The sequence below is a fragment of the Bradyrhizobium sp. CCBAU 51627 genome (assembly GCF_028128765.1).
GTDB lineage: Bacteria > Pseudomonadota > Alphaproteobacteria > Rhizobiales > Xanthobacteraceae > Bradyrhizobium.
The window spans coordinates 40,129-54,603 of the sequence record NZ_LBJG01000078.1; the positions used below are offsets into that span (position 1 = coordinate 40,129).

Below are 14,475 nucleotides of genomic sequence, written 5' to 3' on the forward strand. Positions count from 1 at the left end.
CGACGGGCTATCCTGGCCCCCGCGTCAAAGCTCGCGCCACGACCGATCTGAAGCCGCAAACGCATTCTGAGGGACAATCCAAGACAGAATAAGCGCAAGGAGAGCGGTTGCCAGCCGCTTGAGTTAATGGCGGCGGCCGTGAGGTAGGCCTGGATCTTCATATTCGGTAGACCGCGCCGTATGGCGCGCGCCAGCCCATGCCAAGTTTTGGCTTCGCCGTGGAAGCCCTCCGAGCGCCAGCGATGGCGTTGATAGAGATGTCGATCCTGCTTAGTCCATCGCTCGCGACGGCGGCGGGCACGCAGCAGTGCCGGATAATGGTCACCGACAACGACCGCTTTGTTAACCCGCCCTTTGGATAGGCAATCGCCCTTGAGCGGACACCGGGTGCAATCCTTCGCCTTCGAGTAAAAGAAACGGCCGTGCTTGATGGGCCGAGCGGGGCGCAAGATACGCCCTCGCGGGCACTTCAAGATGTCGTTCTTGGCATCGTACCGGAAGCGTCTGAGCGGTACGCGACTCTTGATTGGTTCCGCTTTAGCTGGGATGAGGGCATCAATGCCGCGCCGCTCGAGCGCGCCGTAGACTTTAGCGTAGGCATAGCCCGCATCGGCGGTGACCACCTTTATGTCGATGCCCGTAATCGCTTCAACCTCATCGACTTGCGGCTCGATCATCTCTCCTTCGTTCGTTTGTCCAGTCGTGACCGCGACATCCAGAATGACACCGACCTTGTCATCGACGGCAGTGTGCTGCTTATAAGCGGGTTCCAGCCGCCGGTTTCGGGCATTCGTAGCCATTGTCGCATCGGGATCAGTCGTGCAGACCTTTTTGTACTTCCCGCTTTGCCGGGCCTTTCTCTCATCTTCGCTTTGATTTTCGCTCAGCACATCCACCACATGCTGCTCGGTGAGGCTGTCCCAACTCACGTTGGCGCGGATTAGCGACGCATCGATGTGAACCACTTCGGCTGTTGCGATCTTGGCCTTCAGACAGGCTTGGACCGTGCGTTTAAAGATCCTACGGAATCGCTCTTCGCCCCAGCGCTGGCGGATGCGCGTCAGGCTGGAATGGTGTGGTAGCTGCTCATGCAGGCCATAACCAGCAAACCAGCGAATGGCGATGTTAACCTGAGCCTCCCGGATCAACTTGCGATCGTGTACGATGCCGGTGAGCAGACCCGCGAGCATCAGGCGGACCGCGGCCTCCGGATCGATGCCTGGCCGACCATCGTTCGGGCAATAGCAGTCGGAAACCTCTTCCCTTAGCCAAGATACGTCGAGCACGCGATCGACCCGCGCCAGCACGTGCTCATCTGGGACGAGCTGTCTGAGCGTGCCAGTGATGAAGAGCTCCAACTGATCCCGCTCCTTGCGCCCCAGCATCTCGTTTGCTCCGCCGATCGCGAATCGCCGATGAGAACGGAATCAGCCAATTGCAGCTTTTTCAACGACCCCACGCGGCAGCGCTGCCAAGCGGTATTGAGCACCTTACTGACGGCGGCCTTGATGCCCTCATGCGCATCGGAGATCACGAGCTTGACGCCGCGCAGCCCGCGGCGGGCGAGCTTGCGCAAGAACGCGGTCCAGAACGTCTCGGCCTCGGAGGGGCCGATATCCATGCCCAGGATCTCGCGCCGGCCATCGCTGTTGACACCCACTGCGACGATCACCGCGACCGAGACGATGCGCCCCTGCTGGCGCACCTTCACGTAGGTGGCGTCGATCCACAGATACAGCCAGTCGCCCTCGATCGGGCGGGCGAGGAAGGCCTTCACTTTGTCGTCGATCTCACCGCACAGCCGGCTCACCTGGCTCTTGGAGATCCCGCTCATGCCCATCGCCTGCACGAGGTCGTCGACCGAGCGGGTCGAGACGCCCTGCACATAAGCTTCCTGGATCACGGCGGTCAGCGCCTTCTCGGCCATCCGGCGCGGCTCCAGGAAACCCGGGAAGTAGCTTCCCTTGCGCAGCTTGGGAATGCGCAGCTCGACGACCCCGGCGCGCGTCTCCCAGCTCCGATCGCGGTAGCCGTTGCGCTGGGCCAGGCGCTCGGCGTTCTTCTCGCCGTAGGCCGCGCCGGTCAGCCCGGCGACCTCCAACTCCATCAGCCGCTGGGCGGCAAAGCCAATCATCTCGCGCAGCAGGTCGGCGTCGGGGGCCTTCTCCACAAGCGCGCGAAGGTTCATCATCTCGTCGGTCATCGGTGGTTCCTCGAATCAGGTTGGTGTCAGCAACCCGACCCTACCGGCGAATTGCCGGTGACCACCGCAAAGCCGTCCACCCGCTACGGCGCTATTTGAGGGCGCGCGGGCGGACGGCTTTGCTCTACCGAACTACACCATCACTGGGGACACGACCGTGGCAACCGGTATTGTGAAGTGCTTCAGCGCGACAAAGGGTTATGGATTTATCAAGCCCGATGATGGCGAAGCCGAAGCCGCTTGGTGCCTCGCTGCTCACGTTCTCGCGCTGCATTGCAGCTCAAATGCGCATAAGGGCGGCGCTGGACATAAATACGGCGGAGACCATCGAGTTTTTGACGGATTTAATCGCAACGATTTTGCGAATTTGCGTGGTACACTCGAAGCCGGCCCTGGGTGATATCCTCATAAATCGAACCGGAACGAATGGTCTGGCTGTGGCGCCTGATTGATCGGGCGCTTTGGGCGTCAAAGTGATCAGCGAGGATCGGTCCTCTTTGCTGAGCCCAGCCAGCAAGCAAGCAATATTTTGAGGATGGAGCTCCTGAGATCAGATGCCACCCAAGCTGCCTGCATTAGCAACACGCTCCCGGAAGGAGCCGCGCGTCAGCCAGGATCTACTCAGGCGTTTTACGTGGGAGATCAGATCAATCGACATATGTCTTGACGATCTTCGGTCCTACCACGCGAATGCGCTTGGCATTACTGGTCCGCAAATGATGATCTTGATGGCTCTCACGGAGCTAGAAGAAGAGCATGGTGTTCCCGTCAATGCCGTCGCCAGGCTGATGAGAGTTGAGTCGGGTTTCATCACCAAGCAATCGAAGGAGCTCGAGAGTAAGCGGTTCGTGCGCCGGAAATCTGACATGAATGATGCCAGGTATGTCCTTTTGTCGCTCACGGACATCGCTCGCAAGAGCCTTGCGAGCATTGCAAGGCAGCAGGAGGAGCTTGAGCAGTTCGTCTTTGATTATCTCAGCATTCAGGAGTTCGCCAAACTGGCGGCCTGTTTGAGTGGACTCAGGTCTCGGTTGGAGAAGGCTCGGCTGCACGCTGCGCTGGACTCTGAGACAGATTGAGACAGTACTGGGAAGAACGCGGGCCTTCTGCTATCTTCCGAGAGACCATCTGAGCCAGCAGATCCCTTTCGAACAGTGTCGCCCCGCCCCGGGAGCGGATATGCCGTCCAGATGCAAGCACGGCGCCGGGCGCAGTCGAACGAAGGGCTCAATCAGCCGATTCAGCGGCTGGGGTCGAACGAACCGCAACAAGAGTTTGAACGGCCCGCCCGTCCATTCAAAGCTGCTTGGCTGACCTGACGACGTTCGCCTCAGCGCAATTGCCTTCCCTGTCGCTCGAAGGCGTAGATCGGATTGATACCGCAATAAGCATAGGTGCCGGATGCGGTAGCCATGCACTGACTGTAGGTCGAGAACTGGCAGTTGCCCGGATATCCCCAGGCTCGGCCCTGCAGGCAATAAACGTCTTGGCGAGCCGGTGGGGTGTACGAATGAACCCGTGAAGCAGCGGTCGAACCTGATCCAAAGCTGACGAGGATAGGAAGTGCTAGGATTCCAGTCGCGAGAAGGTAACGCATGAGATCTCTTGCCTCCTTAATTCGCTGAAGGATAGAGTATCCGAATTAGATGATTTGATCTTAGTCAATTGCCGCTGTCGGGTCCAGTTGGACCATCGTCATCAAGACAATCACCCGTGGAGCCTCGACGGGGGCACTTGAGCAGACGTTGATATCAGGGTGGGGGTAATAAGAGGGCTGGAGCCGATTATCCGCCCCCGTCCTTGGTCCAGGACACACTCACTCGCAATCCGAAGCCGCCTTTCAAAGATACTCCGCAGTGAAATGCATCTTTTAAGCGCGACTTGGCTCCTTTGCGCAGCAGAACATTCGTATAGCAGTCGATTAACGATCGCTTCGTTCGCTCCGACGCGTGTTGCGGGGCCCCCAACGTCGACCGGAGGCCACACATTGCGTCACCCTCAACAGTTGCGCGCGCTGCGTCACAACGACACGACTTCTTCTCTTCATAGCCGCTGTTACAATGACATCCATAGATTGCGCCGGATCGATTCGCGAGGCTCCAATTCACTTCGCATGTTCTGGTTCAGGAGTGTCGGACCATGTTCGTGAGCATCACCAAAGACCATAGGTCCCGAATCAATTCGCTCAGTGAGCTCGGCATATCGAGCGGCTCGAATCCGATCGTCAGCTTGAGTGAATTCACTTACAAGAAAGGTAAAACCATCTACATCGAGAGTGAGCCAGCCGAGTACGTCTACCAGGTCAGGAAAGGCGCGGTACGGACCTGCAAATTACTCACCGATGGGCGGCGCCAGATTGGTGCATTTCATTTGCCGGGTGATATTTTTGGACTCGAGAACGGCGGAATCTACCGATTTACGGCGGAAGCGATCATCCAAACCACTGTTCGCCTGATCAGACGGCAACACCTTGAGACGGTCGCCGAGCATGACGCGGTTGTCTGGCGCACCTTGCTCAGCTTGACGACGAATAACTTGCAACACGCCGAAGACCATATGCTGCTGCTCGGACGTAAAACTGCTCTGGAGCGCGTTGCCGCGTTCTTGCACGAGATGGATGAACGACTCACGGCTGCTGACGTGATCTCGCTCCCAATGTCTCGGCGCGACATCGCGGATTACCTTGGTTTGACCGTCGAGACCGTTTCGCGTGCAGTATCGCAATTGCACACTGATGGCGTTCTCGATTTCATCGGCAATACCCAACGCGAGATCGTGATTCTGGACCGGCAGCGGCTCGCGAGCCTTGACCTGCAAAGCTAAGATGCGGATGGCGTGAAACCCTTCGGTCGCGGTTAGGATCGCCCGCGCAGCAACTACCGCACATTCAGGAATAAATTGATCTCACCTCCGAGGCGCAACCAATCAGCTATCGAGTGCTATTTCCCGAACGCTGCGATGTGCCTTCGGGCGGTGCCGGTAAACACTGCCGGATCATATAGGCTCTTGAGCCAACACCGGTGACGACGGCAACCCATTGCAATAGACTCGACCGCCGCTTCGAACGATCGCGCGAGCAAAAGCGGACACACCGTACGGCGCCGTCACGTATCGGATTGCCCGATCTCGACACGTTGGAACTACCGAAGGCCACTTTTGACCTCGCTTACGGTGCGTTGACCTTCCACTGTTTGAGGATTTCGGCCGCCTCGTGCGAGCGATCCGTAGCATGCTGGTCCCCGGCAAACATCGGTTTTCGCGATAGAGCATCCGATCTTCATGGCAGCAGCGCATCCGCACTGGATCAGCGGTGAGGTCGGCGGACAGACCTAGCCTGCTACTTCCCTAACGGAAAATGGCAGACAGATTGGTTCGCCAGGCGAGCTGAAGTATTGCAGAGCGGTTCGGCACCACGCTTAAAGCGCCGATTGACGCAGATTTCCAAATTCGGTGGGTTGATTTGCTCTGACAGACGATCAGACATAACAGCGGCCCGCAATTGGATGTAGAACTAGGACGTCCCCTGTTGCTACTCGTTTCCGCGTCAACATAGGCCACTGCGAGAAGCTGTCGCAGTTGAGGGACGCCGTGCCACTCCCAGGTAAAGAGTGGCGCGGACGAAATCACCGAAAGGGGCTCATTTTGATGAGTATGCCGGTTATATGTTTTCACTGTCGCCAGAGCCAAGGCCTGAGTCTTAGACACTGAAATCGGAAGAGAGTTGGTTCATGTTGCTCCTCAACTCGCACGTCGATCACCGAGCTATCCTAGATCCTTGCGATGCAGACGACTTAAGTGTCGAGGCCGCTCGCAAGGTCGAGTGTTTTCTTCGGCATCGCGAAGGTCACAAGGAAACGCCGCTCCTTTCGTTGCCAGGCCTTGCTCGTGAGATCGGCGTCGCCTCGATCTACCTCAAGGACGAGGCGCATCGGCTTGGTCTTGGCAGTTTCAAGGCTTTGGGCGGCTCTTATGCCGTGATCCGGCTTGTGCTTGAGGAAGCAACCCGGAGGCTCGGCAGCGTCATCAACATATCAGAGCTGCACACACCTGAAGTGAAGGCCATCGCACGAGAAATGACTGTATCGTGCGCCACAGATGGCAATCATGGCAGATCAGTGGCTCAAGGTGCTCAGCTCGTCGGCGCGAAGTGCGTCATCTTCGTTCACGCAGGTGTCAGCGATGAGCGTATCGCGGCGATCGCTCGCTTTGGCGCGCAGATCATTCGCATCAACGGCAACTACGACGACTCCGTCGCCGAAGCCTCCAAAGTTGCTGCGGGAAATGATTGGATCACGGTGTCTGACACATCCTGGCCGGGCTACGAGCGTATCCCCGGACTCGTAATGCAGGGATATACCGCCCTCGTGAGCGAAGCACTGCGCCAGTTGCCCCAAGCTCCAACCCACGTCTTCGTTCAGTCGGGTGTGGGAGGAGTGTCAGCAGCGATCGCAGGGCATTTTTCAGTTCTGCTGGGCGATAGCCGCCCGTTTTTTACGGTTGTCGACCCCGCGCGGGCGGCGTGCCTGTTTGAAAGCGCCCGGGCCGGACACCCGGTAAAGGTAGATCATGGCAACCGACTGTGATGGCGATGCTCGAATGCTACGAACCCTCGCTCGTTGCCTGGCGCATCCTTTCACGGGTAGCGGATGCGTTTATGACTGTAGATGATGCGGATGCTATCAGCGTCATGAGGCGGCTTGCGAATCCTAGGCACGGCGACCCGGCCGTTGTCGCAGGCGAGAGCGGCGGTGTCGGTCTCGCGGGCTTGCTGAAGGTTGCTTCCGACCAGAACCTGCGGGAAAAGAGCGGTCTTGGACCAAATGCGCGGGTCTTCGTAATCAACACCGAGGGCGCGACCGATCCTCGTCTGTACGAGGAGCTCGTCGGCCTGTTGCCAGCGCAGGTGACCGCGCGAAATACTACACTGACCAAGGACCAGTAGCGTAACGCTTGCGAGCCTTACGGCGTGATGGATCCCAATTGTCCGGGTCGGCACCCCACTTTTTGTTTCGATTCCTGCCGAAGCCTTTCAAGTCGCTCGAGTGGTTTCACCGCGAAGCTAACGCTCGCCTGCAAGACAGGTCCATGATCATCGCGAACTTCAATTGCCACGCGGTGATGCGGCCTGCTTCTGGCCTATTCGCGCGCCATTTCTGAGAGCGTAGTAGTCGCCTCTTCGCGCGCAGCTTCGTTATGTCCAGCTCGACACCTTCATCGTCACGGATAAATTGGCCGCCGTCACGGATATCAAATTGGTATCTTTTGATGATCGACTCGAACAGCCTTTCCGGCTTCAGACGGTGCCGCTCCCATATTCGAGTTGCCGATGCATGGCCTCAAATGGAATGGCGAGAGGCGCTCCGTGCCGGAAACATCCGGGCACTTCTTGGAGGGCAGCACTGTCCGTCCGGAGTAGCGCCTGACTTGCGGATATGGGTGGCAGGAATGCGGCCCGACGGAATGCTCCCACGGCTCTCCGTCTGAACCGGGGCTGTTTTCGGTTGGGCGCCGGCAAGCATAGATGGTCCGGTATCGCGCGGCAGGCGGCACGCGGCATGATCTGCTCGCAAAGCCTGGAGCCGCTTTGCAAGCTCGGACTGGTTCAGCCATTCGATCGTGTCGTACTCACCTGCTTTCAAAGCTACCAGGCGATCGGGCGCAACGAATTGGACGGCACCTGCGCAGTACGCATACGACGAAGGCCGCCTGATTGACGCATGCGCGCGGGCGTGGCGAGCTGTATGATAGCGTTGGGTGAAGGTCAGGCGGCTTGCTGATCGTCGGGCTTGCCGGCTTGGCGCAGAAGCTTCCATTCCCAGGGCAGCAGTTCGTGCAGACGCGATGCGGGAAGATCGGCGATGCGGGCGAGGACGTCGGCGAGCCAGGCCTTGGGATCGACGTCGTTGAGACGACAGGTCGTGATCATCGTCAGCATGATGGCGGCACGGTCGGCACCACGCTGGCTGCCGGCAAAGGTCCAGTTGCGCCTTCCCAAGGCGATACCTCTCAATGCGCGCTCAGCGCAATTGTTGGTCAAGCAGATTCTGCCATCGTCAAGGAAGTGGGCGAAGTCGTCCCAGCGCCTGAGCATGTAATTCATGGACTTCAGAACCTCGGCAGAGCGCGAGAGGGTTTCTCGCTCGCGCAGCAGCCAGGCGTGCATGTCGTCGAGAAGCGGCTTGCTCTTTTCCTGGCGCACGGCACGCCGCTCGTCGGCGCTGCGACCGTTGATGGCGCGTTCGACCTCGAACAGCCCGTCGAGGCGCCTGACCGCCTCCAGCGCGATCGGGGAGATGGGTTTGCCTTTCTGGCCTTCCCTGGCATTCTTCTCGATATCGGCCAGTTCGAAGAACCCCCGCCGCGCATGAGCGAAGCAAAATGCCGGCGTGATCGGCACCGCTTTCCTTTGCGGATCGAACATCGGCTCGAAGCCGCTGTAGCAATCGGCTTGCAGGATGCCGGCAAAGGCCGCCAGATGCCTCTGCGGGTGTTCGCCTCGTCGGTCGCTCGAGGCGTAATAGACCGCCGCCGGCGGCGCAGAGCCGGCAAAGGGCCGGTCATCCCGTACATAAGTCCAGATCCGCCCGGTCGTACACTTGCCCTTCGCCAGGATCCGGATGGTGGTGTCGTCGCCATGAAGGCGCTCGGCAGCAAGCGCATGACGTTCGATCAAATGGAAGAGCGGCATGACAGCGAAGGTCCCGTGGCCGACCTGATCCGCCAGCGTCGACAGCGGCAGGTCGATCCTCTCGGCCTTAAAGCGCGCACTCTGGCGATTGAGCGGGATGTGCATACCGAACTTGTCGAACAGGATCGTCGCCAGCAATTGCGGGCCGATGAAGCCGCGTGGCGTGGCATGGAACGGCGCCGGCGGCTGGCTGATCTTCTCGCAATCGCGGCAGGTGAACTTCTCGCGCACTGTCTCGATGACCTTGAAGCGACGCGGGATCTCCTCCAGCGTCTCGGTCACATCCTCGCCGATCTTCGCCAGTCGCGATCCGCCGCAGCAGGCGCAGCTCGTCGGAGCGTCAATGACGACGCGCTCGTGTTCGATGTCGTCCGGCCAGGGCTTGCGCACTGGTCGCTTGCGCGTGAAGGGGCGGACGTTCTGCGTCTTCGCCGCCGCGGCCTGCGCGGCAAGCTCATCCTCGCTCGCCGTGGTGGCAAGTTCTTCGAGCTCCAATTCCAACTGCTCGATTAGACGCGCCGTGCGCTCGGAGCGCTGCCCGTACAGTTCGCGTTTGAGCTTCTCGATCCGCAGCTCGAGATGCGCGATCAGCGCCTCGTTACCCGACAGCTCCGCTCGCGCACTGGCAGCCATCGCCTCAGCTCGCAGCCGCGCCTCACGCTCGGCCTGCAGCGCTGCCAGGGCACTGACAAGGTCCGATGGAAGGTCGTCCGGCTTCGATATCATGAAGCTATTGAATCAGATCAAGCAGCAGATTCAAATCGTAAAACGACTATCCGACCCGCGTCGGACGCTGGGTTTCTTGAGGGTTGCGCCAATCGATTCCGGACAACAGGTAGCTCATCTGCGCCGGTGAGATCGTTACTGCTTCGCCGGCAACCGATGGCCAGATGAACCTTCCTCTCTCGAGTCTCTTGGTGAACAGGCATGCTCCCTGGCCATGGTGAGTCGGCCCCGGGAGTTGCACCCGGAGCCGCTCTCCGAACCGTACGTGACGCTCTCACGTCATACGGCTCTCAACAAGTAACGAAGCAGAACTCAACATCGTCCAATGAGCGAACAGCTTCGGCCTACGGCAGCGGATCGATCTGAGCCAGGTGGAGGCTCTGACTTTTCCATTCTTCAGCCCTTTGTATTTGCGTCGCGCCCAGCGGTTAAGAGATTCATCGACGTACCGATACAGGTTGTGCATTTCTGACCGCCCATATCTGCCGTAGTACTGCATCCATCCACGAAGGACGGGGTTCAGTTCCAAGGCGATTGCGTCGACTTCCGTCTGCGAGCGAAGCCTGAGCCGGAGCTGCCGGATCGTCATACGCATAGACTTTATCGCCGCCCTGCTGACCGCTGGCGAGAACGTACAGAAGTTTTCTTTCTTCTGATGGTTTCTTGCCCTGCGCGGTCGAAAGGTAAATCCCAGAAAGTCAAATGACTGACTGGCATGGCTACCCGGGCGATTGCTGTCTTTGCAGTAGACGATCTTGGTCTTGTCGGGATGCATTTCGAGTTCGCATTCCCTGAACCTCGCCTTCAGGGCAGCCTTGATGGCTTCCGCTTCAGCCTTGGTTCGGCAATGAACGAGCCCGTCGTCCGCGTATCGACACCATGGTGACCGCGGGAAGTTCCGCGCCATCCATGTATCGAACGCATAATGCAAGAACAAATTGGCAAGGACGGGACTGATCACGCCGCCTTGGGGTGTGCCCCGGTCGCGGGCGGTGACCGCTCCATCTTTGCCTTGCATCGGCGCTATTAACCAGCGTTCGATGTAGAGCAGAGCCCATTCGTCTTGCACATGCTTCCTGACAGCCTTCATGAGCAGCTCGTGGCTGATATTGTCGAACAGGCCTTTGATGTCGAACTCCAGCACCCAATCCATCTTCCAGCACCGTTGCCGGGTGACGCCGACGGCGTCTAGCGCGGATTTTCCGGGCCGGTAGCCGTAGGAATCGGGAAGGAAGATTTCCTCGAGTGCTTGTTCAATCTGCAGCTTGACGACCGTCTGCGCCACGCGATCTGCTACTGTCGGCACACCTAGAATGCGTTGTCCGCCGTTCTTCTTGGGAATGGGGACAGCCCGAACGGCAGGTGGAAAGTAGCTGCCAGAAGACATTCGATTCCAGACCTTGTAAAGGTTGCCCTTCAAGTCCTTCTCAAAAGCTTCGAGCGATACCTTATCCACGCCGGCCGCGCCCGCATTGGCTTTGACCAGTTTGTAGGCCTTCATCACTGTTTGCTTGTCGATATCGTACTGCTTACGTCCGGTTACACTCACATGTCCTCCTGCTCATCACAGTTGCATATGGGCGCAACGCACTTGTTTCGGCCCCTTCGCTCCAGCTCCATTACAGCACCTTCATCACTACTACGAGCCGATCCGCCCCAGTGTTGTGCTTCGGTACTCTCGTCTCGCGGTGTGCGCCGCTTGCACTTCTCCCTTGGCATCACAACGACTGGTTCCTGCAGTTCTCTACAAGAGCCTGTATCCAGATCGCGTCCCCTAAACGCCGGTCGCCATCCGCGCAGTAATCCAGGCGCCTCACGGATTGATCTCAGGGATGGCACGCGCCCCTGATTTTGGCGACATCTTAGTAATTTTCGACGCGTCATCGGAAGATTCGCTTTCGCTCGCCTTCTGGATACCTACCTGCCCCGTAAACCCGGGACTTTTGCAACACTTGCTGATGACCGCGCCTTTTAAGCGAAGCCACAGTGTCGTGGTTTTGCACCTGCGCCTGAAACGCCGATGCAGGAGGGCCGTCCTCCATCTCTCATAAAGCTGTACGCATTAAATTCGGTTATTCACCTCCTTCATGCTCTGCAGCACACCGTGCCAGATCACCTTCACAAGATCGCTTCGGCGACCGCGGAAGACGAACAGATGACCGCTGAGCGGGTCCTTGCGCAGCACCTCCTGCACTTGGAGTGCCAACGACGGAAAGCCTCGGCGCATGTCCGTGTAGCCTGTCGCGAGCCACACTCGCGCGCCCGTTGGAACCGGGATCATCGGCGTACCAAAGCATCGAGAACGCGACGTAGCGCGTCTCCATCAACGTCGCCATCGACCCGGATGCGGTGCCCGCTACCAAGATCGATCTCGATGATGCCCTGGCTCTTCCGTCGACGCGCCGCCGTCGTCGTCAATGGCGCTTCGGCCACCTCCCGCGGCGGCAGACGGCCCAATCTCGACCGGCACGAACGGCGCTATACTCGCTTCACCTTGCTTACAAAGCTCTTTGCGCCACCTGAATAGCTGGCTCACATGAAGGCCGGCCACGCGAGCCACCTCGGAAACATTGGCTCCGGGCTCGAGCGATGCTGCTACTAGCCGTTCCTTCTCATCCTGCGACCACCGGCGCCGCCGCTCGACCGATGTGATCACCTCCGCCCGCGAAATCGTCATAGCGCTTCTCCTAGGATTACCCCTAGGACCTGCAGCGATCGCGTTCGTCAAACAAGGCGGCCTTTGGCGGAGGGATACCCTGCGCAGTCATTTCCAACATTTGAATGAGAGCGAAAACCGGCAATTGCAATCAGGGCTGTCCGCGGAGTTGCCGGCGTCGTGCCACGCGCTCTTTTGGAGCCATCTACCAAACCGGCCCCGCACAAACGTTTGTATGTATTGGACGGACGCTTCGAGCAGCTAAGTTGAACCGCCCAAAGAGTGCGCTAACATCGGAGAGGCTTCCTGGGCTTGACGACCTGCTCGCCCTCGTTTGGGATAGGCAATGGCTTCCTTCGACCTATGGGGTCGGAGATCATCTCGATGAGCACTTCAATGAGTACTTTGATTCGCCTTCGCTACAACACAATGGCGGACGAAAGCCCGGGCGGCGAATGGAGGTGGCGCGTGATCATGGAGAGAGATGGCGGATATGAGGAAGTTCTCGTAAAAGAGCTATCGATCAACGTGCCGTCATTCTCCCAGGCTGACGAGATGCCTGTTGTTGGGCGCAAGTACCATATTGCTTGCCACGGCACACTCACCGTGAAAGACGGTCTCGGTATCATCAGGTGAACCGACACGACGGTGAGGCTCTCGACGGCGGTCCATGGGACGCTCTCCGCGCGCTCCTCTCCCACAATCGGCAGCAGCATCGCTGCGATCTTCTCAGGGCGGTGTGACCGGCTTCTTTTCTTACGACCTAAACAAGACACTGGAACGGCTGCCGCGTCCGGCAGCGCAGGGACAAGGATTTCCGCAATCGGTTCTCGTGTCGCTGAATGGAACATCGTCGGGTACGATTACCCGCAAATCTACTCCTGTTCTGTCTTGTGGGATGGATATTTGGGGCTAGTCTAGAAACTAAACTTCGAACCTGAGCCTTCGGAGAAAATCCTTTGAGTCTATTCAAGAGTCCTGATTAGGGCCGTTGAAATGGCTCGAGCGAGAACTTGGCGGTTTTTTGGGTTGCTCACCATTGTCGCGTGGTTGCCTGGAACAGGTACGGCATGAATGGCCCCCGCATCGATGACCAGGTCCCAGCCAAGCTTTGGCAGGTTTGCATCGCGACCAGATTGCTTGTCAGGCGGTACCCAACGACTGAGAGGCTCACTGGCATAAAACTGGAATATTTCAATTGGGAGCGACGGAATGCGATACGATTGTAGCGCCCGGTGAAATGACGCGGCCCTTTGATACATTGAAACGTCACTGTGAAGATCGTGATCTGGAGCTAACGCTCCTGTTTGCTGCGCCTTTTCGAGCAACTCAGAGATGGAGCATTGTTCCGTGTCGCGCTCAAAAACCTCGCGATATTCATCGCGCAAGATCCCACAACGATCCAAAACAAATTCTCGCGCCAAATTCTTCAGTGATCCGTTTGAAGAAGCCGCAGGTAGACAGACATCGATGAACGCCATGAATGACACAACTTCATCAACACTCAGTAACCTCTCGGCAATAGCATACGCCAGGATTGCACCTGATGAGTATCCAGCAAAGCGGTATGGGCCCCGTGGCTGGATCTGTTTAATCGCAACAATCACCTCCGCGGCCATCGCCTCAAGAGTCGGTGGACGAACGTCATCGAAATGCGGCCAGGGCAGAGCGTAGACCGGGCAGTCTGCATCCATTTCCGCCGCCAAACCGAGGACATACGAACAATCGCCAAAGCCTGTTGGGACAAAGAAGAGCGGTGGCTGCGATCCGTTCGCTCGAACGGAAATCACCGCCGAGTGACTGGGCTGCACTTGCAAACGAATCTTCGATGCGAGTTCCTTCAGAACAGGTGCGCGGAAGAGGTCGGTGGCGCTAAAACTCAGCCCAAGATTTGATGCTCGACCGAGCATCTGCACGGCCAAGAGCGAGTGGCCGCCCAGTTCGAAGAAGTGGTCGTTGCGCCCGATGCGCTCGACACCAAGAAGCTCGGCCCAGATCTGCGCCAGCGCCGTCTCGACCGCACCTTGCGGCGACTGGTAGGCCGCCAGCGCATAGGCCTGATCGGCCGGCGTCGGCAGCGCGTTCCGATCGAGCTTGCCGTTCACCGTCAGCGGAAGCGCCGCCAGCTGCACGAACGCACTCGGCACCATGTAGTCCGGCAGTCGCGCACTTAAGTGCGCCCGCAAGGTGCCCGCAACCCCG

At 58.5% G+C, this 14,475-nt stretch carries 11 protein-coding genes and 3 pseudogenes; 5 read left to right on the forward strand and 9 right to left on the reverse strand.

Going from position 1 to position 14,475, the window contains the following annotated elements:
- Positions 1-24 precede the first annotated feature (24 nt).
- Both XH88_RS27625 and XH88_RS27630 read right to left on the reverse strand, forming a co-directional pair.
- A pseudogene (locus tag XH88_RS27625) lies at positions 25-1,385 on the reverse strand (transposase).
- A 71-nt stretch (positions 1,386-1,456) separates the two neighbouring features.
- Positions 1,457-2,203 (reverse strand): annotated as a pseudogene (locus tag XH88_RS27630) (IS256 family transposase); the annotation flags it as partial.
- Between the two features lie 157 nt (positions 2,204-2,360).
- On the opposite strand from XH88_RS27630, the gene XH88_RS27635 reads away from it, so the two are divergent.
- Together XH88_RS27635 and XH88_RS27640 are read left to right on the forward strand one after the other, a co-directional pair.
- The gene (locus XH88_RS27635; RefSeq protein WP_271671391.1) at positions 2,361-2,603 is read left to right on the forward strand and encodes a cold-shock protein; all 243 of its coding nucleotides are present in this window, start codon (positions 2,361-2,363) and stop codon (positions 2,601-2,603) included.
- Between the two features lie 154 nt (positions 2,604-2,757).
- Positions 2,758-3,282, forward strand: a complete 525-nt coding sequence (locus XH88_RS27640) for a MarR family winged helix-turn-helix transcriptional regulator (protein ID WP_128948544.1) — start codon at positions 2,758-2,760, stop codon at positions 3,280-3,282.
- 251 nt (positions 3,283-3,533) lie between these two features.
- Here XH88_RS27640 and XH88_RS27645 read toward each other — a convergent pair whose 3' ends face one another.
- On the reverse strand, positions 3,534-3,800 hold the full coding sequence (locus XH88_RS27645; RefSeq protein WP_128948543.1) for a DUF3551 domain-containing protein: 267 nt from the start codon (positions 3,798-3,800) through the stop codon (positions 3,534-3,536).
- Positions 3,801-4,342: 542 nt separating this feature from the next.
- Between XH88_RS27645 and XH88_RS27650 the strand changes: the two genes are divergently transcribed.
- Together XH88_RS27650 and XH88_RS27655 are read left to right on the forward strand one after the other, a co-directional pair.
- The gene (locus XH88_RS27650) at positions 4,343-5,026 is read left to right on the forward strand and encodes a helix-turn-helix domain-containing protein (RefSeq protein WP_128948542.1); all 684 of its coding nucleotides are present in this window, start codon (positions 4,343-4,345) and stop codon (positions 5,024-5,026) included.
- A 905-nt stretch (positions 5,027-5,931) separates the two neighbouring features.
- Positions 5,932-7,145, forward strand: a pseudogene (locus XH88_RS27655) (diaminopropionate ammonia-lyase).
- Positions 7,146-7,964: 819 nt separating this feature from the next.
- On the opposite strand, the gene tnpC reads toward XH88_RS27655, so the two are convergent.
- The 5 genes from tnpC to tnpA form a co-directional block, all read right to left on the reverse strand.
- Positions 7,965-9,617, reverse strand: a complete 1,653-nt coding sequence (gene tnpC, locus XH88_RS27660) for an IS66 family transposase (protein WP_271671392.1) — start codon at positions 9,615-9,617, stop codon at positions 7,965-7,967.
- Positions 9,618-9,663: 46 nt separating this feature from the next.
- Positions 9,664-9,858, reverse strand: coding sequence for an IS66 family insertion sequence element accessory protein TnpB (tnpB, locus tag XH88_RS27665; RefSeq protein WP_271671393.1), 195 nt, complete (start codon positions 9,856-9,858; stop codon positions 9,664-9,666).
- 33 nt (positions 9,859-9,891) lie between these two features.
- Positions 9,892-11,118, reverse strand: a complete 1,227-nt coding sequence (gene ltrA, locus XH88_RS27670) for a group II intron reverse transcriptase/maturase (RefSeq protein ID WP_271671394.1) — start codon at positions 11,116-11,118, stop codon at positions 9,892-9,894.
- A gap of 561 nt (positions 11,119-11,679) precedes the next feature.
- A complete protein-coding gene (gene tnpB / locus XH88_RS27675; RefSeq protein WP_139486059.1) occupies positions 11,680-11,898 on the reverse strand; it encodes an IS66 family insertion sequence element accessory protein TnpB in 219 nt (72 codons plus the stop codon).
- 75 nt (positions 11,899-11,973) lie between these two features.
- Positions 11,974-12,294 (reverse strand): IS66-like element accessory protein TnpA, encoded by a 321-nt coding sequence (gene tnpA / locus XH88_RS39300; protein ID WP_442868481.1) that lies wholly within the window; start codon positions 12,292-12,294, stop codon positions 11,974-11,976.
- 363 nt (positions 12,295-12,657) lie between these two features.
- Between tnpA and XH88_RS27680 the strand changes: the two genes are divergently transcribed.
- Positions 12,658-12,909 (forward strand): hypothetical protein, encoded by a 252-nt coding sequence (locus XH88_RS27680; protein ID WP_271671395.1) that lies wholly within the window; start codon positions 12,658-12,660, stop codon positions 12,907-12,909.
- 329 nt (positions 12,910-13,238) lie between these two features.
- Here XH88_RS27680 and XH88_RS27685 read toward each other — a convergent pair.
- On the reverse strand, positions 13,239-14,475 hold a 1,237-nt coding region (locus XH88_RS27685), incomplete at its 5' end, for a thioesterase domain-containing protein (RefSeq protein WP_271671396.1).